The sequence below is a fragment of the Flavobacterium sp. 2 genome, from assembly GCF_049949195.1.
In the GTDB taxonomy this organism is placed as follows: domain Bacteria; phylum Bacteroidota; class Bacteroidia; order Flavobacteriales; family Flavobacteriaceae; genus Flavobacterium.
In genome coordinates, this window is sequence record NZ_CP188206.1 from 2,476,097 (window position 1) to 2,501,172 (window position 25,076).

Sequence of the window (25,076 nt, forward strand, 5' to 3'; positions counted from 1 at the left end):
CTTATCTAACACCGTGCATCATTTTTTTCAATAATGGAGTCAAAGCGAATAATAAAATTGCTGCAGCGCCAGTAAGTACAACAAATACCATAAAGAATTCATATAAGTTGTGGATAATAAACCCAGCAAAATTTGGATACGAAACAGTTATAACTTGTTTCTCTTTTATAAGATTTAATTCTTTTACAGTAAACGTTGTGTCTTTTGCCACAAATTTATTTACAAATTCAGTTTTATTTCTTTTCGCAAAATCTCTTTGATTTTTTATTTCGGCAATGGTCTCAATTTTCTTTTCGATATCTAAATTAAGTTCTTTTGCTTTTTCTTTATCAATTTTTGCAATTTGAAGTTTTGCTAAAGCAAATAATTCCTCTCCATTTGCTACAGTTTTATTATCTAATAATGACTGTAAATCTATATGTGCTTTTTCGGCAGCGATATATTTATCTCCTGTCGGAGGCAAAATTGATCCTAAAGTCCCACCTAATGCGTATCCAGATGCGTTTGACAAAAAGAAAACACCAAATAATAAGGATGCAAAACGCTTTGGAGATAATTTACCAACTAATGACAATCCAATTGGAGACAAGCACAACTCTGCACAAGTATTTAGGAAATACAATAAAATAAGCCATTTAACCAATAACAATCCAGAAGTTCCTAATCCTGCAACTTGATTTGCAATCATGAAAAAACTTATTGTAATAACAACTAATCCAACTGCTAATTTCACAGGAGAAATAGGTTCTTTTTCTCTAGCTCTTAAATAATCCCACAACATACTAAAAGGAACCGCAAGTGCCACAACAAATAATCCGTTAAAAATCTGAACCATTGAAGGCGGCATTAACCAGCCAAAGAAATGTCTATCCGTTTGGTTATCTGCAATAAAAGTCAATGAAGATCCAGCCTGTTCAAACGCAGCCCAAAAGAAAATGATAAAGAATGAGACAATATAAATTACGAAAATTCTATCACGCTCAACTTTAGTCAATGATTTATCTGAAATAATCAATCCAGCTAAAGCTAAACCGCTTGAGTAAATCAAAGTATAAATTAAATTTTGCCCAACTACATAATGAAAAAAGAATCCTAAAGCGATAAATGCAAGACCTGCAATTATAAGTGCTTTAGTAGAAAAATTAGCTTTTTGAGCTTCTCCTTCTTCAAAATCTTCTGCTACATTTTTAGATGGCAAACCTCCTAATGGTCGTCCTTCTGGAGAAACTACATATTTGTTTTTCAAGAAATAAAACAAAACAGTTCCTAAAAGCATTGCTATAGCAGCTGCTAAAAATCCCCATTTAAATGCATGAACATCTCTAAAACCTCCAGCATCTTTTACATCTCCCAATAAAGGACAAATTGACTGACCTAAGAAAGCTCCAATATTGATACCCATGTAGAAAATGGTGAAAGCTGTATCTAGTTTTGTTTTTTCTTGTTTTGGATATAAACTTCCTACCATACTAGAAATATTTGGTTTGAAGAATCCGTTACCAAAAACGATAGCACCCAGACCACAATACATAATTGTTTTTGCAAAAGGCACGTTTCCTTCAAAAACACTACCACTTGTAAACAATAACAGCTGACCAATTGCCATTAACAATCCTCCAAGCAAAATACAGTTTCTATTTCCAAAATATCTATCTGCGATAAATCCTCCAAGCATTGGAGTCAAATAACAAAGTCCAAGAAAACCACCATAAATCAATGAAGCTTCTTCTTCCTTCATCAATAATGAGTTCACAAGAAATAAAGTCAATAAAGCTCGCATTCCATAAAAATTGAATCGCTCCCACATCTCCGTTCCAAACAATACCCAAAGTCCTTTTGGATGCGCAGTTTTTACTTTAGTTTCTCCCATATTTTCGTTATTATTTAGGTTAATATTTTTTAGATTATAAATTTTCTTTGATAAAGTTACTCATTTTATTATAAAGCTGAATTCTGGTATTTCCGCCAGAAATTCCATGGTCTTTATCTGGATAAATTTGAGAATCAAATTGTTTGTTTGCTTGAATCAAAGCTTCCATCATTTGCATTGAATTTTGCACGTGTACGTTATCATCTCCTGAACCGTGAATCAATAAAAACTTACCTTTTAATTTATCAACATGGTTTATAGGAGAGTTTTGATCATAACCATTTGGATTTTCTTGTGGAGTCTGCATGTATCTTTCTGTGTAAACGCTGTCATAAAATCTCCAATTTGTAACCGGCGCAACAGCTATTGCCATTTTGAAAACATCATTTCCTTGGAAAATACAGTTCGAAGCCATGAATCCTCCATAACTCCATCCCCAAATACCAATTCTTGAAGCATCAACATAAGGATAAGCCCCAATTACTTTTGCTGCATCGATTTGATCTTCAACTTCATATTTACCTAATTGTAATTGTGTTACTTTTTTGAAATCGGCACCTTTATATCCAGTTCCTCTTCCGTCAACGCAAGCAACGATGTAACCTTGCTGCGTAAGCATCATGAACCAATATTCGTTAGAGCTTCCCCATCCGTTTACCACTTGCTGTGATCCTGGACCAGAATACTGAATCATAAAAACTGGATATTTTTTTGAAGCGTCAAAATCTTTTGGCTTCATGATCCATGCATTTAATTCATTTCCTTTCGCAGTTTTTAAAACAAAAAATTCTTTTGAAGGAAGATTAAATCCTTTTAGTTTATCTGCAAGAGCTTGATTATTTTCAATAACCTGAATCTCTTTTCCAGCTTTTGCATCGTTTAAAGTATAAACCGTTGGCTGAGAAGCGCTAGAATACGTATTAATGAAGTATTGGAAATTTGGACTGAAAGTCGCTTTATTAGTACCAATTTTATTTGTCAAAGCAACTTTGTTTTTTCCGTCTAATGAAATACGGTAAACTGCTCTGTTTATAGAACCATTTTCTGTAGACTGATAGAAAATAGTTTTTGTTTTTTCGTCGAAACCGTAGTAATTAGTAACTTCCCAGTTTCCTTTTGTAACCTGATTTTTAAGTTTTCCAGTTTTATCATACACATAAATATGATTAAAACCGTCTTTTTCGCTTGTCCAGATAAAACTGTTATCTTTTAAGAAAGTCAAATTATCTGTAACATCAACATAAGCTTTGTCTTTTTCGTTTAAAACTACTTTTGCTGCAGCTGTAGTTCCGTCGATAAATAATAAATCCAAATTATCCTGATGACGGTTTAAAACCTGCGCCGATAATACATTATTATCATTTGTCCATTGCATTCTCGCGATATAGAAATCATTGTAATTTCCTAAATCAACTTTTTTCGAAGTATTCCCTGCAGCATCATATATATGTAATGAAACTACTGAATTTTTTTCTCCTGCTTTTGGATATTTAAACGTTTCAATTGTTGGATATAAATCTTTGTGAAAGATTGACATTGAAAACTCCGGAACCTGGCTTTCATCAAAACGAATATAAGCTAGTTTTTTACTGTCTTTACTCCAGTCGAATGCCCGCACGAATGCAAATTCTTCTTCATAAACCCAATCCGTAATACCATTAATAATAGCATTTTTCTTTCCGTCTGTTGTAACGGCAGTCGCTTTTTTTGAAGCTACATCGTAGATATAAAGGTTATTTTGTTTTGCATAAGCGATTTTTGTTCCGTCAGGTGAGAAAGTTGGCTCCTGAATTTGAGAATCAACCAATTTTGTCAAAGTTTTTCCTGCAATATCATAAATGAAATAATCGGCAGTGAAAGAGTGACGGAAAATCTTGTTTGAATTACAAGCAATCAAAATCTTCTTTTCTGAAGCATCAAAAGTGTAAGCATCAATTCCCTCTGCAAGCTCTTTGAAGTTTTTTGTATCAATTAAATTTGAAACCTTTTTTAAAGTTGCAAAATCATACAAATCAACTTGCATACTTCTGCTTGCCTGATCGACATTTAAAACAGTATATTGATTGGTATTTTTTAAGGATTGCATTTGGTCCATTCCTTTAGCGCGAAATGTACCTCCAAAAATGTTTTCGACAGTTATTTTCTGCTGTCCAAAAACAACCGCAGTTAAAAATAAAAGTACTGCAGTAAATTTACTTGTATTCATTATAATTATTTTAAATATAAAAAGAGCCCAATTTTAATAAAAAAAATAAACATAATACACATTTTAAGTGTTAAATGTTAAAAAAAATAACGATTGCGTACTTTCATGTCTGAAATAGATTGCAATAAAAACTCTTAAAATAGTATCTTTGTGCACACATTATTATTTAATACATTGAGAATGAACAACGCTGTTGCCGGATTTTCTAAATTATCCAAAAAAGAAAAAATAAACTGGATTGCCAACGAATATTTTTCTACTCCTGAAGAGGCTCTAAATATTATAAGAAATTACTGGAATTCAGACGAAAAGCTTCAGCAACTTCATGATGAATTTATTGAAAACACAATCACCAATTTATATATCCCACTTGGAGTTGCCCCTAATTTCTTAATTAATGGAAACTACAAAACCATTCCAATGGCAATTGAAGAAAGCTCTGTTGTTGCAGCAGCATCAAAAGCAGCAAAATTCTGGTCAACACGAGGCGGTTTCAAAACGACTATAATTAATACCGAAAAAATTGGTCAGGTTCATTTTACCTTTAATGGAGATGCTGAAAAACTTCAATCTTTTTTTGCGACAATAAAACCAAAATTTTTCTCTGAAACGCAAAGCATTACTAAAAATATGCAACAACGTGGCGGAGGAATTTTGGACATTCAATTAAAAGACAAAAGAAATCTACTTGAAAATTACTTTCAGCTTCATGCGACTTTTGAAACAAAAGACAGCATGGGAGCCAATTTCATCAATTCATGTCTGGAACAATTTGCTTCGACTCTAAAAGAAGAATTTCAAAATTCTGATTTGTTTTCTGAAGAAGATTCGCTTCAGGTAATCATGAGTATTTTATCGAATTATGTTCCGCATTGCCTTGTAAGAGCTGAAGTTTCTTGTCCAATTGAAGATTTAGCAGAAAAACATATTACAAATCCGCAGGAATTTGCAGAACGTTTTGTTCAGGCTGTTCAAATTGCCGAAGTCGAGCCTTTTAGAGCCGTAACGCACAACAAAGGAATTATGAATGGAATTGATGCTGTTGTTCTAGCAACTGGAAATGACTTTAGAGCAATCGAAGCCGGAGTTCACGCGTATGCATCAAGAAACGGACAATATTCAAGTTTGTCACACGCAAAAATCGAAAACGGAATTTTTACTTTCTGGACAGAAATACCATTGGCCTTAGGAACAGTTGGCGGTTTGACTTCATTGCATCCATTGGTAAAATTATGTTTAGAAATTCTTCAGAAACCTTCGGCAACAGAATTAATGGAAATTACAGCTGTTGCAGGTCTTGCACAAAATTTTGCTGCATTACGTTCTTTAACCACAACTGGAATTCAGGAAGGACATATGAAAATGCACCTTAATAATATTATTAACCAATTTGAAGCAACTCATGAAGAGCGTCAATTAATTAAAGCGCATTTCAAGAAAACAGCAGTTTCACACAGTGCTGTCGTTGAGTTCATCGAAAATTTAAGAAAATAATTAGGAGCTTCATGCCAACAACATTTTACAGTAACGGAAAATTATTCATCTCTGGAGAATATCTCGTTTTAGACGGTGCAGATGCCTTTGCATTGCCAACTAAATTTGGACAGAATTTAATTGTTGAAAATGCCAAAGACAAAATCATTGATTGGAAAAGCTACGATTACGACAATACACTTTGGTTTGAAAATACCATTTCTTTTGAAGAGGTTGTCAATAATGTTGAATCAGAAATTGAAACTGTAAAAACAACTCTTATAAATATTCTTCATGAAGCTTATTTATTAAATCCAGATTTTATTAATCAATCTGAAGGATATAAAATCACAACAAACCTTACTTTTCCGAGAAATTGGGGATTGGGCACTTCTTCGACTTTGATCAATAATATCGCGCAATGGACAAAAATAAATGCTTTTACCTTGTTGCGAAACAGCTTTGGCGGAAGTGGCTACGATATTGCGTGCGCTCAAAACGACACTCCTATTCTTTATAAAATAGAAAACAACAGTGTTGAACCAGTAATTTTCAATCCTGATTTTACAAAAAACATTTTCTTTGTTTATCTAAACAAAAAACAAAATAGCAAAGCGGCGATTCATGCTTACAACAAACACAAAGATCAAAATCTAGCTAAAAGTGTAGCCGAAAACAACAAAATTACTAATGCAATCCTGCACTCTAAAACATTAAAGGAATTTACCCGCGCAATTGAAAGACATGAAAATCATTTGAGTGATATTCTTGAAATCCAAACCATAAAAGAAAAGGCATTTCCTGATTTCAATGGCGCAATTAAAAGTCTTGGAGCTTGGGGTGGCGATTTTGTAATGGTAGTTGCAGATGAAAATCCGACAGCCTATTTTCAAAAAAAAGGATATGAAACCATTCTTACTTATGAAGAAATGATTTTATAATTTAAGTATTGGCTTTTTTATCTTCAGCAAATTCTGGTTCTGATTGCAAATGGCGAACTTTTTGATTTTCAAGTTCATTCGATTCGATAAGTGTATTATGAAGTCGTTCTGCCATTTTTTCAATACTATTATTGATTGAATCATAGACAAGTTCCATTCTTCGATGTTTTTCTTCTTTTACAGCTTTTAAAACATCTTCAACAAATCCTTTATCATATTTTTCAGCAACAGAATCACGTGTATTCGTTAATCGAATCACATAATCATTACTCAAGATTGTAACTTTAAAGTGCTGCTCCTCATTACTCAAGTAATATTTGCCCCCTAGTTCATCAACATTGATATCAGTACTGCTCACTTTTAAAAGCTCAATAATGATCCCGTAAATATGATTCTCAATTTTGGAATATATTCTCGGTTTTCTTCTAAAAAGTTTAAACGCAAAAAACATTAACGATCTGATTATTAAAGTACTTATTCATTTTTCTCTCACTATTTTTAAATATCGTACGGATAAAATTTATTCTGTTTAAATAAAAATTTTAACAAATTAAGTGCAATAATTCTAATAACCCAAATTTTTTAAATTATATTTCTATTATTCCTATATAACTTACAAAAAAATAGTCTTTATGGACTACAAAATATGATTTTTAATCACTTTTTTTCAATAAAAAACCCGAAACATTACTGTTTCGGGTTTGCTATTTTTGGTTTTAACTTCTAATTAGTAGTTAAATTGTAATCTATTGTCTTCAATTTTAGCATTGTTTTTCAAAGCTGGTAAAACTCTGCTTGAATCAGATGCACCTTGAGATTTTAATTTTGCAACATATTCTGCGTGGTTAGCAATTGCAGGAGCTTTTACTGTACTAATATTTTTAACTACATAAACTCCAGTATTTCCTTCAATTGGAGCAGAAACTTTATTTGCTGCTAAAGCAAATGCATTTCCTACAACTTTTGGCTCTTGTCCAACTCCACCTGGCAAAACTGGATTATCCATAGTAACATTAGTTGCTTGTTGAACTGCTACACCAGCACTCTTAGCGATCGCTTCGATTGTAGAACCAGTTAATTTAGCTTTTAAGATCTCCGCTTTTTTCTTGTTTTTCAAGATTGACTCAACATAAGGTCTAGCCAAAGTTACAGATACTAAACCAGATTTGTTTTCGCTTTTGTATTGAGCAATTACGTGACCAATATTAGCTAATTCAAAACGTTTTACGTCACCAATACTAGTTTCTTTATCAAATGCCCATCTGATGATGCTTCTTTGGTTTCCTAATGGTCCAAATTGCTCATCCATAGCTTTTGCAGTTACTGGAGCAGCAACTTTTAATCCTAATTGTTTTGCTGTAGCAGCAAAATCTTTATCAGCAGCATCCATTTCGAATTTCGTTGCCAATGTAAATACTTTATCAGAAGTAGCTTCAGAAGGCTCGATTTTTTGAGCAATTGTAGCTAAACGAATTCCGTCTTGTTTGTCAGTAATTTTGATAATGTGGAAACCGAATGGAGTTTCAACCAATCCAACTTTACCAATTCCGTTATTGAATACAAAATCATTGAATGGTTTTACCATTTGGCCTTGACCAAAATATCCTAAATCACCACCTTGTTGCGCAGATGAATCATCAGAGCTTGTAAAAGCAAGCATCATGAAACTATCTGGATTAGCCTGAACTTGAGCTAAAATCTCTTCAGCTTTAGCTTTAGCTTCTTCTTTAGTTCTTTTTTCTTTTGCGTTTGGAGTTTGTGATCCGTCATAAGCAATTAAAATGTGACTTGCTTTTGCGTTAACACCAGCTTTAAATCCTAAAGATTTAGAAATAGCATAGTACCTTCCGTAAACATATGGTCCGTAAATTGCTCCAGCAGGCAAACTAAATAATTTATCAGCATCTACAGCAGGTAAAGCATTTTTAGGAACATAAGTAGAATCGTAAGGAACATCAGAATTTGAGTTTACAAATTCAGCAATGTTTGTAGCATTTTTAAAACCAGCTAAAGTATCATTTTTACCAGTTTTTGCATTGTAAACAACACTTCCGTTTAACAATCCTGTAATTTTAGCTTTGATTTCAGCCTCGTCTTCTTTTGAAGCTTTATCTTCAACTAAAACGTATTGAATTTCACGAGTTTCATCCGCTTTGAATTTTTTCTCGTTTTTCTTCATATAATCTACGATCTCATCATCAGAGATTTTCACTTCACTATCTTTGATAGAAGAATATAAAGCAGCAGCATAACTAAAGTTTACTTTATTAGCTTCCATTTCATATTTTAACTTTCCTTCACTAGCAGTTGTGTAAAGTCCAGATTTGATTAATGTATTGTAGATTTGGAATTTTGCGTTTAATTCAGCATCTTTTTCTTTTTGAGAAATATATTGTGCTGCTTCAGGATTACTTTTGAAATAGTCTTTAAATTTTACTACATCAAACATTCCTGCTGAATTTAAAAACATTGGGTTTTTACCAATATTTGGATCTGCTTTTAAAACTTCAATTAAATGTTTTTCACCTACTCTCAATCCTAATTTATCAAATTGAGCAGATAACAACGCGATTGAAACCTCTTGATCCCAAACTCTGTTTGCAGCTTCAGTGGAAGTAATTCCTTGACCACTTTTTTCAACATTACTAACTTTAACTCTAAAGTCTTCAAATGAAATATCTTTTCCGTCGATGCTTCCCACATCTTTTGAACTTTGACTAAGTGTTCCTTTATTAAATAGATCTTGTATTATAAATGCAAATAATGCAAGTGCAATAACTCCTATCAATAACGCGGAACGTTGTCTAATTTTTGCTAAAACTGCCATTTTTATTATCGTTAATTTTATATTCAGTTTGCGAAAATACAATTATCTAGTTAATAACAATACAACTAGCGTTTTATTTTCAACAATTTTTTTAATTATTAAAAAAAATCAGTCTTTTATGGACATTTTCACTAATTCAATTTTCTTATTTGTTGCCTCTTCTATCACAAAATGATAGTTATCGATTACAATTTCGTCTCCTTTTTGCGGAATTTTCTTAGTAGAATTGACTATAAAACCGCCTAAGGTTCCGTATGAGTCTTCTTCTGGAATTTCTAATTTATAGGTTTCATTTAAATATTCGACATCTAATCGGGCCGAAAATAAATATTTCCCTTCTCCTAATTCCTCTTCTACAAGTTCTTCATCCAAATCATGCTCATCTTCAATTTCACCAAAAAGCTCTTCAACAATATCTTCGATTGTAATAATTCCAGAAGTGCCCCCATATTCATCGAGAACAACTGCAACATTTTTTCTTTTTTTAATGAGCAGATTCAATGCATCCTTGATTAAAATTGTTTCTGGGACAAATTCAACCGTCATTAAAACAGATTTGATCGTCTTAGGTTTTTTAAACAAATCAAAAGAATGCACGTATCCTACAATATCGTCGAGCGAATTTTGACTTACAACTATTTTAGAATAACCGGTTTCAATAAAAAGCGCTTTTAAGTCTGAAACGCTTTCAAATAAGTCGATATCCACAATTTCTGTACGAGGCGTCATAATATCACGCGCTTTTACTCCTGAAAATTCCAATGCATTCTGAAAAATCTGAATTTCAGAATCAACTTCTTCATCATCTTCGACAGCGTTCATCTGTTCGGTAATATAGTTTCCTAATTCTACCTTACTAAAATACAATTGTACCTGATCGCCTTCTGTTTTAAAAAATTTCCTTAAAACAAAATCGGAAATCCAAATAAAAAATGTCGAAATATAATAGAATAGCTTATAAAAAAGATAAGCTGGAACAGCAAAAAACTTAATTAATGAATTTGCATAAATTTGAAAAAACACTTTCGGAAGAAATTCGGCTGTTATTAAAACAATAAAAGTCGAAAGCGTAGTTTGAACAAGCAGACTTGTCAAAGCAGAAAATTGAAATCCTAATCCAACAAAACATTGAAGAATTAAATCTCCCATGTAAAAACCATAAACAACCAATGCTACATTATTGCCAATAAGCATTGCAGCAATAAATTTTGAAGGATTCTGGGTTAGTCTGGTTAAGATTCTTGATAAAAAGTTATCCTGTTTTTTTTCGATTTCAAGATAAATTTTATTGGAGGAAATAAAAGCTATTTCCATTCCCGAAAAAAAAGCTGATAGTATTAAACACAATATTATAATACTAATTTCCATTTTTATTGTTTTTTGTTTCGGTCGTCAAATTTTTTGACAAATCTTCTCCTGAAGAAAAACATAAATATTGCCATTCCTGCAATTACAAAACTCAATGGATAGGATTCGGCACCTTCATTCATTTTTGTAACTCCATCATAAATGAAGTAAACTGCAAATGCAATATATACGTATTGTATGTATTTTAAATAACCCATAATTTCTATTCGTTTGATTCAATTTCACCGCTTATACGCTGTGAATTAATCATTTTAAAATCTTTACTAAAATCTATTCCCTGTCCGGTTGACACTCCTTTAGCATCGGTAAGTTTAAATTTTCTTTCGGTGTAAAACCATTCATTTTTTTGATCGAAATAAAGCTGTTCGGTTTCTAAAACCTGGCCCGCTTCTGAAGTGATTTTTACATTTCCCTGCAAATCAATTATTCCGGTATCTTTATACGAAACTGCGTAATTTGATCTAATAAAAGTACGCTTTTGCTTTTTATCATATAAAGTAACATCTATTCCTTTTGGAAAATCTGTAAATGGAAATTCAAGATTAGAATAATCCAGCATTTTAGGACTTATCAAAATACCTGTTATACGACCTGAATCAGTATATTTGATATTTACAGTATCAACATCACTTCCTGGAACAAATTCTGCAAAATTACTTCTTTGCACTTCCTTAAAATTACTTTCGCACCCAAAAAACAGTGTCACAGCAAGAACTGTGACAACGGTTATAATATATCTTTTTGGTAAATTCATTCGCCAAAAGTAGTAAATTGTAATGAGCTTATAAAAATATAACTGAGGTATTACTCGATTTTACGCTGTTTAAACCATCTGTCATTGAAAGAGAAACTTGCGCTAAAGTTCAAATAATTTTCCTGAATCAAACCTGCAGAAGTAGTACCTCTTTTACCAAATTCGATTCCGATATTTACATTTGAAAAAGATCCTGTGATTGGGAATCCAGCACCAATAGTCATTCCAACATCATTAATAGACTGATTATTAATAACTAATCCTGTTTTTTCATATTTCAGACCAGCTCTGTAGGTAACTCTACTAAAATAATTTGTAAATGATGTATAGTTAGGAATATAATATCCTCCAAGAGCATATTTTGAATATTTTTCGTAGCGAACGTCATCACTTGAATTGTAATAATTTTCAAATTGACCCGCTCCCTGAAAAGCAAGTGTTGTTCCTACAAGCCATTTTCTCGGCGAACCAACTCCTGCGCCTAGTGTCAATTTATTACCCACTTTTAATTTTGCATCAAATGGATCAGCTGTTATTGGGTCAGGATCGCCATCTACCGCAATAGTTCTAACATTGTGCGCATTTAATGTGCTTGCAAATGTGTAGTTCAAACTCGTGAACAACGTCATTTTTTTATCGATTTTTGTCTGATACATTGTCCCGATGTTAAAATTAACACCTGACAATTCTGATTTGTTTGTCTCTTTTGTTGAATTTTGAACTCCGGTAATTGCTTCAATACTTGTTGTAGTAATTGAACCAAAGTTATATTGCATGTCAGCACCAATATTCCAATTTGGTTTGATTTTATAACCTAAACCAAAATATACTTTATTAACTCCTCCTTTTCCTTCAAACTGATTGTTTGTAGCTCCAGGAGTATCTGTATTGTCATTTAAGATTTTATATCCAACAGAAGTTAAAGGAACCAAACCAAAAGACGCACCCAATTTCCCCATCGGAATTCCTACAGCTAAGTAATCGAAAGTCGCTCTCTGCGCTTTTTCAGATTGTGTATCATTTTTTAAATTAGAAGTACCAAAACTTCCTCCAACTGTAAACGTAGTTTGTCTTAAACTCGCATAACTTGAAGGATTATCAACATTCAAGTGAATACTATCTTGTTCTATTGAAACACCAGCCATAGATCTGTTTTCCAGAGTACCTTTGAATCTTGCATCTCCAATTCCGTAGAAAGAATATGGTGAAGCTGTACCTTGCTGAGCAAATGAAACGAACGAGATAAGTAAACAAGCACTTATTATAATTTTTTTAATCATTGTCGATTTTATATTGAAATGTTTGGTTCAAACTTTCTAGTAGGAAATTTGAATTGGCAAATATGGTATTTTTTAATCGTTTAGCCAAAAATTCTGCATCACCTCCCGTTAAAATTATTATAAAATTTGAAAATTCTGCTCGATATTCATCGATAAAACCGTCAATCTCATAGACGAAGCCATTGACAACTCCTGAATGAATAGCTTGTTTAGTAGAGTTTCCTACATAATTTTCAGGCTCTTCAAAAGTCAACAAAGGCAGTTTGGCTGTGAATTGATGCAGAGATTCATATCGCAATCTAAGTCCTGGTGAGATTGCGCCGCCCAAATAATTGTCGTTTTCGTCGATAAAATCGTAGGTAATGCAAGTTCCGGCATCAATAACTAATCTGTTTTTTTTAGGAAATTGCAGCGTTGCACCCGCCGCCAAAATCATTCTGTCAATTCCCAAAGTTTTTGGAGTCGCATATTGATTATGGAATGGAAAAACATCTTCGTGAGAAAAAAAATGAACATTCAATCGATTTTCGAAAGTCAAAAAAGATTCTTTTTCAATATTTCCAACTGAAGCCACAACTAAATCAGAGCAATTTTGAAATTTTTTCAATATTTTTTCAATTTTTTTTTCGAGCTCAGTTTTCTCAAAAACAAAATTCTCCAATACATTATTCTCCTCAAAGACAGCTGCTTTAATTCGTGTATTACCAACATCGACCGTTAAAATCATATCTATTTTTTTACCATTGCGAAGATACGAATTGATTTTTTTAAAAAAATGTTTTGGATAAACGAAAAATGATTCTATCTTTGCACCCGCATTGAGCACAAGACGGTACCTTAGCTCAGATGGTAGAGCAATGGACTGAAAATCCATGTGTCCCTGGTTCGATCCCTGGAGGTACCACCAAAACCCGAATAGCAATATTCGGGTTTTTTGTTTTTTAATAATTTTTAGTTTTACAACTAAGAGCTAAGTTTTCTGCAAAAGCTCGAAGAAGTTTATTTTTAAGCTTTTACTTTTTCTTTATTGTTATTTATAATAGTTCCTTTGCATTATTTCAAAAACTTCCTTAATTGAATTCACATTTCTATCCGATGTTTTTATTTCATAAAGATTTGTAAAAGGCGAGAAATACTGAACTTTTATTTCATCATTACACCTTATAATTAATACATATAAATTAGAATGTCCATCAAATCTGTCACAACTTTGATAGTAGCTTCCTTTTTCTAAAACTTCCAAAATAGAATTTAGCTTCTTTTTATCTTCTAAAACAAAATCTTTCTTTTTTGTAAAGCCTTTCGACTTAATAAAAAAACTAAACTCTTTATCAAAATTCACTATTAAAAACTTATTACTTCCACTTCCTTCTTGCCAATTATAAAGCAAAACCCCTTTTTTTATTTTATTGAAATTTTCAAATTCCGTTTTAGAAAAGTCAGAATCTTTTATAAAATGCAAATATTGTTCCTGCACTTCTTTTGATGTCGCTGGAATAACTTTACAATTATACCTGTTTGCCGCCGAAACAACATTTTTTTTATTTCCACAAGAAATAAAAATTGCACATAAAATTACCACGATACTTTGTTTCATTTTCAATAAAAAATCTAGACCTTTTTTCAAATATAAAATTCTTCTGATTAAATTAAATTACTGTAATTTAGAATGTCAACAAATTAATAGTTTTTGTTAAAAAAGTACTAACTGAATAACAAAATATCTTATATATTCGTAAAACTATAATTTTATTATTTAATCATTATTAAGTACACAAAACAGTTTTATGAGCAAAACTTCTACTAAAGGTATTTGGAAAGTTATTTCGGCGTCCTCGATGGGAACAATGATTGAATGGTACGATTTTTATATTTTTGGAAGTTTAGCTGTTGTTATTTCGACAAAATTTTTTCCGAGTGATAATCCAACCGCAGCATTTTTATCAACCTTAGCTACGTTTGCCGCTGGATTTGTTGTAAGGCCTTTTGGCGCTTTGTTTTTTGGGAGACTAGGTGATATTATTGGTCGAAAATATACTTTCATGGCCACTTTATTATTAATGGGTGGCTCTACATTTTTAATAGGCTGTATTCCTAGTTATGAAACTATTGGCTTCTTAGCACCTTTATTAGTTCTAATACTTCGTTTACTTCAAGGACTGGCTTTAGGCGGAGAATATGGCGGCGCTGCAACTTATGTGGCCGAACATTCACCTGCAGGACAAAAAGGATATTGGACATCCTGGATTCAAACTACAGCAACTGTAGGTTTATTTATATCATTAATGGTCATTTTGGCTACCAAAAATGTGCTTTCTGCTGAAGATTTTGATACTTGGGGATGGCGTGTTCCTTTTTGGGTTTCTATTGTAATGGTTGGCGTTTCGTATTTAATCCGAAAAAACATGGATGAGTCTCCTGTTTTTGCAAAAGCCAAAAAAGAAGGAACCACTAGCACAAATCCATTAAAAGAAAGTTTTGGAAACAGATACAATTTGAAATTTGTTTTGCTGGCACTTTTTGGTGCCACAATGGGACAAGGCGTAGTTTGGTACACTGGACAATTTTACGCTATGAGTTTCATGAAAACGGTCATGAATATTGATTCTTCTCAAGTTGATGAACTTTTAGGAATTGCCCTGCTACTAGGAACTCCGTTTTTTATTGTTTTTGGATGGCTTAGCGATAAAGTTGGCAGAAAATATATCATGATGTCAGGAATGCTTTTGGCTATTTTGTTTTACAGGCCAATCTATAAAATGATGTACAATACAACTGACGTCACCTATAAGACAGAAATTACTGCAAAAACAATTCAAAATACTGAAATAAAGAAAAATAACGATATTGTAACAACAATTTCTAAAACCTATACCGACGGTACTTCGTATATAGAAAAGAAAACTGCTTTTGCAGATAAAAAAGAATCGCAAAGCAGTGTTACAGTCAAAATAAATTCTGAAAACGAATGGACATTAATTTTCCTCGTTTTCATTCAAGTTTTATTTGTTACAATGGTTTACGGACCAATTGCAGCCTTTTTAGTTGAGATGTTTCCAACTAAAATCAGATATACTTCAATGTCACTTCCTTATCATGTTGGGAATGGGATTTTTGGAGGTTTGCTGCCTGCAATTTCAACGTATTTCGTAACACATGCAAAATCTAATGGAAAACCGGAATTTTATCTTGAAGGTCTTTGGTATCCAATTATAATTGCTTCAATCTGCTTTGTAATTGGAATGGTTTACATTGACAATAAAAACAAAACGAATCACCTTTAATACCTACATATAATATGAATACAGTTAAGAAAATTTTAGGTGTTTTATGGATTATACTTTCCATCGCTGCCGCTTATTTCTGCATCTTTGAATTTGGCTTGCCTAAATTCTTATCTGATCAACAGGACGATTTGGTTTTTGGAATTATAATCCTTTTCATTCTCACCCCATTAATCGTTTTAGGCCTAGGGACTTTTGGCTATTTTTCTTTGATTGGAGAATACAACGAGAAAAAATAACCAAAACAAACTTAAACAAGAAAAGGGCTGTCTAAAAATAGACAGCCCTTTTAACTACTAAAAAACCAAAATTTAAATACCTATTAAAATTTTAAACCTAAAAGCAAATATTTACTTTTCGGCTAAATTTTAAAATGACGTATTTATTTCTTTATAAATTTCATGACCTGAATTTTATCGTTCTCATCATGTATTTTTACTACATATAATCCTGTTTTCAAATCGCTTACATTATATTGAAAATCTACATTTCCATTTGAAGTAAAACTTTTTACCAATTGTCCTGAGATTGAATACACCTGAACTTTAGATACCGCTACATTTATTGTAAAATAATTTGAAACCGGATTTGGATATAAATTTACAGCACTTGTTTTTCCGAAATCCGGAATCGCTAAATTGGCTGTTTTATTTCCATAAATTCTATATTCTCCCGGAGCTAAATTTATTGTTGCATTAACATCAGATACATTTATTGAAGAGTTATCCATCAAATTATACCATGTTCCTGTATATTGAAAACCAGTAGCAACATTTTGCGCAGACACATCAAAATTGGCTAAAATCAAAACATCTTTTAATTGTGTTGCAGCCAAATTGCTGTTTGTAATTTTAATATTTACTGTCAGCGTATTTGCATTTGCCATTGTCGCTGTTCCCAAAAATACGGGCTCAGTCACTTTCATGTTGATCATTTTCGCCCAGTCATAGTAAATTTTATTACGGTTTGTATCGCCTAACCAGTTTTCTGCCCATTGAGGCTGTGGTTTAGTATCTAATTTACAATCTCCGGAAATCGTTGCAGAATTATCATTTACAGTTCCGTCATTACAAGTGTAAATGGAATCATCCCAGCCAAGTTCGCCAAAATGCCAAATCATTTTTGGACCAGGAATCAAAAGCGAAACTGCACCAATAGCAGACATTCTAGATAAAGCTGTATTTAAAGATTTTACATTATAAGTTCCAGATGTATTTCCATATTGTACATTTTTATACATCAAGCGTTCTTCATCGTGACTTTCAGCATAACCCATTAAACGATTTGCAGTAAAACCACGGCTAGAGCTCATCATTCTTGAAATATTGCTGCTTGATGAATATCCCATTGACAATTGGTTATATTGATCTGTCATTTTTCCCCACATCATAACTCCTTTACTAGGTGTTTCGCCAACACGGTAATTTGCCCATTGTTGTTCTTCAGAATCAGAACCTAAATGTTCAAAAATTGTGTAATGTGTTGGATCAAGGCTCCATGAATAATCAGCATATTTTTTCAAAATATCAACTCTGTCCTGCTGATAAGCATTTGTACAAGATTCATCTGATGCTGTACAAGCCTGTGTAAATCCTTTTGTCAAATCCCAGCGGAAACCATCAATTTTATATTCTTGAATCCATTGTTTCACCACTCTTTCTACATAATACTGTGTTTTTAGAGATTGATGATTAAAATCTTCACCAACACTATATGTATGTTTTGCTACGGTATTAAAATACGGGTTTTCTGAAGTTGGTGATCCAAAACCGTCTCCGTCAGGATCGTTCATCCACATTCTTACCATTGGGTTTCTTCCAAAAGCGTGATTTAAAGCCACATCCAAAATCACTGCAATTCCGTTTTGATGGCACAAATCAATAAATTCTTTTAATTTATCTGATGTACCATAAAATTTATCTAAAGCCATATGAAATGAAGTATTATAACCCCAACTTTCATTACCTTCAAACTCCATTACCGGCATTAATTCGATAGCATTTATTTTAAGCGTTTTAAAATAATCGATTCTGTCAATTAAGGTTTGATAATTTTTCTTAGCATCGAAATCTCTAACCAAAACCTCATAAACAACTAACTTATCTTTTTCAGGTTTCGTAAAGTTTGTCACTTGCCAATTGTATGGCGTTTGTCCTGTTTTTAAAACTGTAACTTCAAAATTTTGTCCAGCAGGATAAGCTGGCAAATTTGGATAAGAAGCTACTGGAATTCCACTATCATCATAAGGAGATAAAACCAAAGTTGAATAAGGATCTGCTACTTTTACCAATGCAGGAGAATTTGCTAATGGAGTACTCTCTCCCACCCAATATTGATACGTATTATTTGCTCCCGAAACCAATCCTGTTAATTCTAGCCAAAATTTTCCTGAAGAAGGATCTTTTTTCATTGAATAAGCCGTTGTTGGCTGCCAGTTATTGAAACTTCCGGCAACGTAAACAAAATCTTTTAAAGGCGCATCTAAAACTAAAGTTGCTTTTGTAGCATCTGCAGTATTATAATTTATTCCGTCAGCCAAACCTGCAGGCATTGCTTCTGAAACTGTATTTGGATTTACAACAACCGAAAACTTTTTAGAGATTGTAACAGTTCCCTGAACCACTACTAACTCATAACTTTGATTGTCTGTAACATTATTTGCCGTATAGGAATAACTTGCTGTACTTGCATTTGTATTAACAGTAGTTCCGTTTGCTTTTAGTGTATAACTAGCCACTCCATTTGTATTTGTTGCAGCAACATTAAAATTAGAACCTGAGGCTAATATTGTAGTGCTGTTTTCTGCTGGAGAAGTCAAGGTTACCTGAAAAGAACCAACTTCGACTAAAATATCTTGCGATTTTTTGTCTCCAGTTCCGTTTTTAGCCTTAATTAAAAAACCAATTTTTCCAATTCCTGTTGTATTGTAATAAGTTGTTGGAGTAATGGTTTTAGTATAAGTATCGGTTCCTGCATTGTAAGTAAATTTACTCTCCTCACTTGAAGCTTCCCACGTACCATTGTTTGGTGTTCCTTTTTGAGTTGTGTCATTCGTATCAAATGCCCAAGCCCACATATATAATGCATTTCCAGTAACACCCCATGTACTCTCGTTTATACTACTTCCGTTTATTGTAATTGTGATAGAAGTACTTTCCTCAAAAGTAGATGGACTTACCGAATAAGTTGCAGTTTGCTGTTGTCCAAATGAAATTGCCGACAACAAAAAGAAAAATAATAGTAAAGTTTTTTTCATAATTAATATGGTTATTAAAAAAGGCTATCCGTAGATAGCCTCTTTTTAGGTTTCAACTTATTATTGTTTTACCATAGTATAAGTGTAATTTCTTGGATTACTTAAGTCTAAAGTAATTAAGAATTTTCCAGCAGTAGTACCAATATTTGTTCCTCCTTCTTCAAGAGTACCATTAGCTCCTGTATCTCCAAAGTTAAGATCCCAGTTACCGTTTGCTCTAAATTTCAATCCGTTATCCGGAGCTGACTGAGCAGTTAAAGTTACAGTAACAGTCCATTTTTTAGTAGCAGGATCATACGTCATAGGAGTATCAGCATCCCATCCTCCTGGAGTTGCATTACCAATAATTCCCCAAGTTGTTTTTAATGTAGCGATTGATAATTTTGCAGGATCAGTATCTGCCTTAATTCTATAATATCCTGGAGTAGTGATTCCAAGATTTTTAGCATCTCCTGCTGAACTTAATGTACCAGCTGTAGCGCCAGCTCCATAGTTTGTACCTCCCCAACCTGCTTCAGTAGACAATTTGTATCCTTTTCCATCTTGTGTTGGATCTTGTGCAGTTGCAAAATATACATAACCTTCAAAAGCAGTTTTTCCATAACCTTCAGCAATTAATGTTGGAGCAGAAGAATGTGTCCAATCTGAACCATAACCACTTGTGCTTTGGTATCCACCAGGAACCCATAATTTTGGAGTCTCAGTAGTGTAAGGAGTTACCACGATTCCAACAACATTTGAATACATAACATTTGTACTCACAGTCGATTTTACTCTCACTTCAAAATCACCCGCAACAAATGGTGTTGCGCTTAATGCTAAAGCTCCGCTGTTTAATTTGCCAACTGAAACTGAAACTTGATTTTGAGATTTTACAGTTCCTAATTCTTTAGGAGTTTTGAAACTGTTTCCTTTTTTATCCATTTCAACTGTGTAAGTAATTTCAACATCTCCACCGTAATTTGCTGAATTCCATGTGAAACGCTCCGCTTGAGCATCGGCTGCTTCAGGTTTCAATACATATGCTGCACCACTTTGAGGAGCAGTTAAAACTGGAGAATCAACTCCTTCGATCACAGGTCTATCTTGTACATCTTCAACGCTGCATGATATTGCAACTAGTGCTAATAAAGCGATTAATGATTTAGTTATATTTTTCATTTGTGGTATTTTTTAATTCGTTAGTCAGTTAGTTTAGTATCCAGGATTTTGTTTTAAATTTTGATTTGCCCCTAAAGCTCCCGCAGGAATTGGGAATAAATCTCTGTAAGATTGTGTTGAAGTACCTCCAGCCACATTTCCTTTCCAAGGCCATAGGTATGAACCGCCACTGAATTTTCCAAAACGGATCAAATCTGTTCTTCTGTGTCCTTCCCAGTAAAGCTCTCTTCCTCTTTCATCTAAGATAAAGTTCAAATTAAGATCAGTTTGAGTAATAATATTTGCTTTTGCTCTTGTTCTTAAAGCATTTACATAAGTCGTTGCAGTAGCCAAGCTTCCGCCTGCACCTCTAACAACACACTCAGCATACATTAAGTAAGCATCTGCAAGTCTGAAGATTGGAAAATCAGTATCTGCAAAGTTCCCTGCTTTATCTGATCCTTGAACACCATTAACATCAACATTTTTAAATTTCATAATCGCATATCCATCAGTAAAGTTTCCAATGTTTGCAATTTCTTTAGTTTGTCCGTTTGTATAGAACTGAGAACGAGTATCTGTAGTAACAGCTGGAAACTTGTCAACAAAAGCCGAAGTTGTTCTAATACCTCCCCAACCTCCGTTGATACCATATTCAGATGCCACCATACTTCCACCAACTGGAGCGTGAACTAAGAATGTTGTACCTCCATAAGTTTGAGTGTGAATTCCATCAAAACCAATTGCAAAAATAAATTCTTTCTGCGCACCATTTTTATCATTATCAGCTAAGAATAACTGATTGTAGTTATTATGAAGCGTATAACCTGAATTGATTACTTTATCAATTAAAGGAAGTGCTTCAGCATAATGATCTGTACCAATATAAACTTTTGCGTTCATATATAATTTAGCATGCAACATCCAAGCTGCAGCCTGATCAATACGATACGCCTCATTTGTTTTTGGCGTTTTCAACAACGGCTCAATTGCAGTAAGCTCTTCATCAATAAATTTATATATCTCAGCTCTTGAAGCATATTCTGGGTAGTAGAATGTTGTTGGAGAATCTTCTGTTACGATTGATCCTGCTCCAAAAGTATCTACTAAATGCCAGTATGTCATTGCTCTTAAAAAACGAGCTTCTGCACGATATGCTTTAATATCATTCAATAATGCTGCATCTGTTATTCCTCTTGAAGCTAATTTTGCATCTGTTGTTTGTCTTAAAAACTCATTACAGTTTACAATCTGGAAAGAAAAACGTGCAAAAGTTGCTGCAATAAATGAATCTGCAGATGACCACGTTTGTGAATGGAAATCTTTGATTGTTCCGTCATTCCAAGCAATAACAGCTTCGTCAGTTGTTAATTCCTGCATCATCCAAAATCCTCTGATATATTGACTTGTACCCTCATCAATTCCAGAAATATCAGGGCTTCCTGCAGGTCCTTGCTGACCAGTTGTAGCAAATCCTGCGTATAATTTTGATAAATTTTGCTTGTATGATGCTGGATCTTTAAATAGCTCATCAGCACTAACAGAATCCCCATTGTCCGGTGACTGGTTTAAATCGTCTGTACATGATGAAACTAGCATCGTCATCATAAACAAAGAAATACCTAATAATTTTATTTGTATCTTTTTCATTATTCTTGTTATTTGAATTAGAAGTTAGCGTTTAGTCCTAACATGAAAGTAATTGGTCGTGGATAAAGATTATTATCAATACCATTAGAAATCTCAGGATTTAAACCCTCATATTTAGTGATTGTCAAAACATTTTGTGCCGACCCAGTTATTTTTAACATTGAAATTCCTTTGATTTTTTCTTTAAAGGTATATCCAACTGTTACATTATCCAATTTCACAAAAGAGGCATCCTGCACATAGTAATCAGATTTTAATTGGAAATTACTTCCTTGTTTGAATCCTGTTTCCAAAAGATTTTCAACACCATTTGACAAATCATTTTGTCTGATTAAGATGTTATTGTATGTACCATTACCAGAATCTACGTTATTGTACATATAGTTACCCCAAGAACCTCTCCAGTTCATAGAAAAATCCCAGTTTTTGTATGTCAAGCTTGTATAAAACCCGTAAAAAACATCAGCCGCTGGTTTGTGAAAACGATACATATCTTGCTCATTTACAACTCCGTCTTTATTGCGATCAATAAAAACGCCATCAATTGGTTTTCCTGCAGCATCATAAGCCTGCTCAAATACGAAGAATGAATTAGGCGCATAACCAACCTGATTATTTTGAATTTTATTTCCTGTTCCTCCAGATATATTATCTCCCGCTTCTAATCCAGGAGTATTATCCTGAGTTGTTGTTAATTTTGTAATTTTTGAATTCTGGAATGTAATATTTCCGCCAATTCTCCATTCTAAATTATTATTTTGAACTGGAATTACTTCTCCAGATAACTCAATACCTCTGTTTTTAAGACTACCAACATTATAATAATCATAATTAGAAAATCCGAAAAAAGCAGGATTTTGAGTAAGTAATAGTAAGTCATCAGTTGTTCTTTGGTAAACATCTGCAGTACCTGTAACTCTGTTATTAAAAAGAGCAAAATCCAATCCAACATTTATTGTAGTTGTCTCTTCCCATTTCAGGTTGCTATTATAAGGTTGTGGTCTATACGTAGTATAAAAAGTATTTCCGATTTGATACTGAGCTGCACTATTTGAAGCTAAATATAAAGGTATCGATGGATAAGCTTTTCCTATATTTTGTTGCCCTGTAATACCCCATCCTCCTCTTAACTTTAAAGAGTTTATACTAGTGACATCTTTTAAAAAGCTTTCTTCATTTAATTTCCATGCTACAGATACAGCAGGGAAATTAGACCATCTGTAATTCTCTGTAAATCTAGAAGTACCATCTCTTCTGATAGAAGCAGTTAACAAATACTTATCGGCAACAGTAATATTAGCTCTACCAAAGAAAGATTGTAAATTAATATGTGTTGGAGTAAACAATTCTACGACAGTAGTATTAGTATCATAAAGATAATTTGATTTGTTTTTCTCTTCTCTAAAATCTTGGTACGTATAACCACCCGTTACATCAACCTGTGTTTTAATACCTTCGAAAAATTTATTGTAATTAAGATACAAATCCATTAATTTGTTATTCCTTTTTTCTATATTTTCATAGTCATTATGTCCAGATCCTTTTAAACCATATAAATATTCTCCATTGATTCCGCCATAACCTCTACCACTCATTTGATCGTAACCTAAATTCACTGTAGCTTTTAATTCTGGCAAAAAGTGCATTTTATAATCCAATTGGACATTTCCAATACTTCTATTAAAGGTACCTAAATTATTTTGCTGCTCAATCATTGCAACAGGATTTTTCCCTGCTAATTGATTAAACTCATTAGCATTTGTCATCCATTGGAAATAAGTACCATCTGCATTTTTTACAGATTGAGTTGGGTCAAAACCTACAGCTGCTCCAACTGCTCCAGTATTACTGTAGTTACTGTTAATAACAGATGTATTATTATTTACTTGAACTTTTAAGTGTTTGTCAAAAAAATCTCCAGTTAGCGAAACTCCTAATGTTGTTCTTTCAAAATTATCTCGTAATAAAATACCATTTAAGTTTGTATATCCTACAGATGCTCTATAAGCAATATTATCAGACCCACCGCTTGCAGAGATATTTTGATCTGTACCCATAGCAGTTCTATAAATTTCATCTTGCCAGTTAGTATTAGCTTGTCCCATTGCAGCTATTTGAGATGCTGTTCCATTAGCATTTACAAAATCTCTAAATTGTCCGCTTGACAGAGCATCAACTTTCTGAGTTACTTCTGAAACTTGGAAATTTCCGTTGTAGCTAACTTTAATATCTCCAGCTTTTCCTTTTTTAGTTGTAATAATGATTACACCATTAGAAGCTCTAGACCCATAAATAGCTGTTGCAGAAGCATCTTTTAAAACAGTCATCGATTCGATATCATTTTGGTTGATTGTAGATAAAGGATTTCTTCCTCCTTCTACTCCTCCATTTGCAACAGGAATACCATCAATTACATATAATGGATCATTGTTTGCACTAAGAGAAGATCCGCTACGGATTCTTACAATCGGATCAGCTCCTGGAGAACCACCTCCATTAATAATCTGCAAACCAGCCACTCTACCTTGAATCATTTGATCTGCAGAGGTTACCGGCCCTTTATTAAAATCTTTTGCACCTAAAACGGTTACAGCTCCTGTTGCATCTTTTTTCTTAACGGTACCGTAACCTACTTGTACAACAACCTCTTTAAGCTGGTTTGTATCTTCTTCAAGAGAAATGCTTACAGTTTTTTGTCCAGAAAAAGTAACAGTATTGCTTACATATCCAATAAATGACACAACAATTTTATCACCATTCTTTAAATTTGGCAATTGAAATTTTCCGTCAAAATCTGTAGAAGTACCTGCTTTAGAGCCTTGTACATTTACATTTACTCCCGGAATCGGCTGTCCTGTTGCCTTATCGACAACAGTTCCATTTAATGTGCTTTGAGCTAACACAGTAAACGGCAGCAGTAGGAATAAAAATAACAACTTTTTGTAAATTGTTTTCATACTTTTTGTTTAAATTAGTTTGAGTTTGTGATTGTTAGTTAAGTTTTTAATTTTACTTCGAATTTCAAAA

General features: G+C 33.1%; 18 protein-coding genes and 1 tRNA gene. 5 read left to right on the forward strand and 14 right to left on the reverse strand.

Annotated features, from left to right (window positions below):
- Nucleotide 1 precedes the first annotated feature (1 nt).
- Both ACNFIH_RS10610 and ACNFIH_RS10615 read right to left on the reverse strand, forming a co-directional pair.
- Nucleotides 2-1,870, reverse strand: a complete 1,869-nt coding sequence (locus ACNFIH_RS10610; protein ID WP_426486588.1) for a peptide MFS transporter — start codon at nucleotides 1,868-1,870, stop codon at nucleotides 2-4.
- A gap of 34 nt (nucleotides 1,871-1,904) precedes the next feature.
- A complete protein-coding gene (locus ACNFIH_RS10615; RefSeq protein ID WP_426486589.1) occupies nucleotides 1,905-4,076 on the reverse strand; it encodes a S9 family peptidase in 2,172 nt (723 codons plus the stop codon).
- A 180-nt stretch (nucleotides 4,077-4,256) separates the two neighbouring features.
- On the opposite strand from ACNFIH_RS10615, the gene ACNFIH_RS10620 reads away from it, so the two are divergent.
- Nucleotides 4,257-5,570 (forward strand): hydroxymethylglutaryl-CoA reductase, degradative, encoded by a 1,314-nt coding sequence (locus tag ACNFIH_RS10620; RefSeq protein ID WP_426486724.1) that lies wholly within the window; start codon nucleotides 4,257-4,259, stop codon nucleotides 5,568-5,570.
- A gap of 11 nt (nucleotides 5,571-5,581) precedes the next feature.
- A complete protein-coding gene (locus ACNFIH_RS10625) occupies nucleotides 5,582-6,490 on the forward strand; it encodes a GYDIA family GHMP kinase (protein WP_426486590.1) in 909 nt (302 codons plus the stop codon).
- A 1-nt stretch (nucleotide 6,491) separates the two neighbouring features.
- Here the strand turns inward: ACNFIH_RS10625 and ACNFIH_RS10630 are convergent, their stop codons facing one another.
- The 7 genes from ACNFIH_RS10630 to ACNFIH_RS10660 all read right to left on the reverse strand — a co-directional run bounded on the left by ACNFIH_RS10630 (nucleotide 6,492) and on the right by ACNFIH_RS10660 (nucleotide 13,446).
- Nucleotides 6,492-6,848 (reverse strand): hypothetical protein, encoded by a 357-nt coding sequence (locus tag ACNFIH_RS10630; protein ID WP_244289958.1) that lies wholly within the window; start codon nucleotides 6,846-6,848, stop codon nucleotides 6,492-6,494.
- 369 nt (nucleotides 6,849-7,217) lie between these two features.
- Nucleotides 7,218-9,317 (reverse strand): peptidylprolyl isomerase, encoded by a 2,100-nt coding sequence (locus tag ACNFIH_RS10635; RefSeq protein ID WP_426486591.1) that lies wholly within the window; start codon nucleotides 9,315-9,317, stop codon nucleotides 7,218-7,220.
- 108 nt (nucleotides 9,318-9,425) lie between these two features.
- The gene (locus tag ACNFIH_RS10640; RefSeq protein ID WP_426486592.1) at nucleotides 9,426-10,685 is read right to left on the reverse strand and encodes a hemolysin family protein; all 1,260 of its coding nucleotides are present in this window, start codon (nucleotides 10,683-10,685) and stop codon (nucleotides 9,426-9,428) included.
- 2 nt (nucleotides 10,686-10,687) lie between these two features.
- Entirely contained in the window at nucleotides 10,688-10,882 is a 195-nt protein-coding gene (locus ACNFIH_RS10645; protein ID WP_426486593.1) for a hypothetical protein, read from the reverse strand.
- Between the two features lie 5 nt (nucleotides 10,883-10,887).
- A complete protein-coding gene (gene lptC / locus ACNFIH_RS10650; protein WP_035645811.1) occupies nucleotides 10,888-11,439 on the reverse strand; it encodes an LPS export ABC transporter periplasmic protein LptC in 552 nt (183 codons plus the stop codon).
- 50 nt (nucleotides 11,440-11,489) lie between these two features.
- A complete protein-coding gene (locus tag ACNFIH_RS10655) occupies nucleotides 11,490-12,719 on the reverse strand; it encodes a hypothetical protein (RefSeq protein WP_426486594.1) in 1,230 nt (409 codons plus the stop codon).
- Complete coding sequence (locus ACNFIH_RS10660) at nucleotides 12,712-13,446, reverse strand: type III pantothenate kinase (protein WP_426486595.1); 735 nt, start codon at nucleotides 13,444-13,446, stop codon at nucleotides 12,712-12,714. Before ACNFIH_RS10660 ends, ACNFIH_RS10655 begins: the two co-directional genes overlap by 8 nt.
- Before the next feature lie 104 nt (nucleotides 13,447-13,550).
- Between ACNFIH_RS10660 and ACNFIH_RS10665 the strand changes: the two genes are divergently transcribed.
- Nucleotides 13,551-13,626: transfer RNA gene (locus ACNFIH_RS10665), tRNA-Phe, on the forward strand.
- Nucleotides 13,627-13,749: 123 nt separating this feature from the next.
- Here the strand turns inward: ACNFIH_RS10665 and ACNFIH_RS10670 are convergent.
- A complete protein-coding gene (locus tag ACNFIH_RS10670) occupies nucleotides 13,750-14,316 on the reverse strand; it encodes a hypothetical protein (RefSeq protein WP_426486596.1) in 567 nt (188 codons plus the stop codon).
- 190 nt (nucleotides 14,317-14,506) lie between these two features.
- Between ACNFIH_RS10670 and ACNFIH_RS10675 the strand changes: the two genes are divergently transcribed.
- Nucleotides 14,507-16,003, forward strand: coding sequence for an MFS transporter (locus tag ACNFIH_RS10675; RefSeq protein WP_426486597.1), 1,497 nt, complete (start codon nucleotides 14,507-14,509; stop codon nucleotides 16,001-16,003).
- 14 nt (nucleotides 16,004-16,017) lie between these two features.
- Nucleotides 16,018-16,242, forward strand: a complete 225-nt coding sequence (locus ACNFIH_RS10680) for a DUF6814 family protein (RefSeq protein ID WP_142450197.1) — start codon at nucleotides 16,018-16,020, stop codon at nucleotides 16,240-16,242.
- Between the two features lie 143 nt (nucleotides 16,243-16,385).
- On the opposite strand, the gene ACNFIH_RS10685 is transcribed toward ACNFIH_RS10680, so the two are convergent.
- From ACNFIH_RS10685 to ACNFIH_RS10700, 4 genes are read right to left on the reverse strand one after another with little or no spacing between them, the layout of a single operon-like run.
- The gene (locus ACNFIH_RS10685; RefSeq protein WP_426486598.1) at nucleotides 16,386-19,259 is read right to left on the reverse strand and encodes an alpha-amylase family glycosyl hydrolase; all 2,874 of its coding nucleotides are present in this window, start codon (nucleotides 19,257-19,259) and stop codon (nucleotides 16,386-16,388) included.
- 60 nt (nucleotides 19,260-19,319) lie between these two features.
- The gene (locus ACNFIH_RS10690; RefSeq protein ID WP_426486599.1) at nucleotides 19,320-20,420 is read right to left on the reverse strand and encodes a SusE domain-containing protein; all 1,101 of its coding nucleotides are present in this window, start codon (nucleotides 20,418-20,420) and stop codon (nucleotides 19,320-19,322) included.
- Between the two features lie 33 nt (nucleotides 20,421-20,453).
- Complete coding sequence (locus ACNFIH_RS10695) at nucleotides 20,454-22,049, reverse strand: RagB/SusD family nutrient uptake outer membrane protein (protein ID WP_426486600.1); 1,596 nt, start codon at nucleotides 22,047-22,049, stop codon at nucleotides 20,454-20,456.
- Between the two features lie 17 nt (nucleotides 22,050-22,066).
- On the reverse strand, nucleotides 22,067-25,006 hold the full coding sequence (locus ACNFIH_RS10700; protein ID WP_426486601.1) for a SusC/RagA family TonB-linked outer membrane protein: 2,940 nt from the start codon (nucleotides 25,004-25,006) through the stop codon (nucleotides 22,067-22,069).
- Nucleotides 25,007-25,076: the final 70 nt, after the last annotated feature.

Excerpts from the sequence above, each read along its gene's own strand:
- ACNFIH_RS10685 (WP_426486598.1), bottom strand. The coding sequence starts at position 19,259 with ATGAAAAAAACTTTACTATTATTTTTCTTTTTGTTGTCGGCAATTTCA.
- ACNFIH_RS10695 (WP_426486600.1), bottom strand. The coding sequence starts at position 22,049 with ATGAAAAAGATACAAATAAAATTATTAGGTATTTCTTTGTTTATGATG.
- ACNFIH_RS10700 (WP_426486601.1), bottom strand. The coding sequence starts at position 25,006 with ATGAAAACAATTTACAAAAAGTTGTTATTTTTATTCCTACTGCTGCCG.
- ACNFIH_RS10640 (WP_426486592.1), bottom strand. The coding sequence starts at position 10,685 with ATGGAAATTAGTATTATAATATTGTGTTTAATACTATCAGCTTTTTTT.
- ACNFIH_RS10690 (WP_426486599.1), bottom strand. The coding sequence starts at position 20,420 with ATGAAAAATATAACTAAATCATTAATCGCTTTATTAGCACTAGTTGCA.
- ACNFIH_RS10620 (WP_426486724.1), top strand. The coding sequence starts at position 4,257 with ATGAACAACGCTGTTGCCGGATTTTCTAAATTATCCAAAAAAGAAAAA.
- lptC (WP_035645811.1), bottom strand. The coding sequence starts at position 11,439 with ATGAATTTACCAAAAAGATATATTATAACCGTTGTCACAGTTCTTGCT.
- ACNFIH_RS10610 (WP_426486588.1), bottom strand. The coding sequence starts at position 1,870 with ATGGGAGAAACTAAAGTAAAAACTGCGCATCCAAAAGGACTTTGGGTA.
- ACNFIH_RS10625 (WP_426486590.1), top strand. The coding sequence starts at position 5,582 with ATGCCAACAACATTTTACAGTAACGGAAAATTATTCATCTCTGGAGAA.
- ACNFIH_RS10655 (WP_426486594.1), bottom strand. The coding sequence starts at position 12,719 with ATGATTAAAAAAATTATAATAAGTGCTTGTTTACTTATCTCGTTCGTT.
- ACNFIH_RS10635 (WP_426486591.1), bottom strand. The coding sequence starts at position 9,317 with ATGGCAGTTTTAGCAAAAATTAGACAACGTTCCGCGTTATTGATAGGA.
- ACNFIH_RS10660 (WP_426486595.1), bottom strand. The coding sequence starts at position 13,446 with ATGATTTTAACGGTCGATGTTGGTAATACACGAATTAAAGCAGCTGTC.
- ACNFIH_RS10680 (WP_142450197.1), top strand. The coding sequence starts at position 16,018 with ATGAATACAGTTAAGAAAATTTTAGGTGTTTTATGGATTATACTTTCC.
- ACNFIH_RS10645 (WP_426486593.1), bottom strand. The coding sequence starts at position 10,882 with ATGGGTTATTTAAAATACATACAATACGTATATATTGCATTTGCAGTT.
- ACNFIH_RS10670 (WP_426486596.1), bottom strand. The coding sequence starts at position 14,316 with ATGAAACAAAGTATCGTGGTAATTTTATGTGCAATTTTTATTTCTTGT.
- ACNFIH_RS10615 (WP_426486589.1), bottom strand. The coding sequence starts at position 4,076 with ATGAATACAAGTAAATTTACTGCAGTACTTTTATTTTTAACTGCGGTT.
- ACNFIH_RS10675 (WP_426486597.1), top strand. The coding sequence starts at position 14,507 with ATGAGCAAAACTTCTACTAAAGGTATTTGGAAAGTTATTTCGGCGTCC.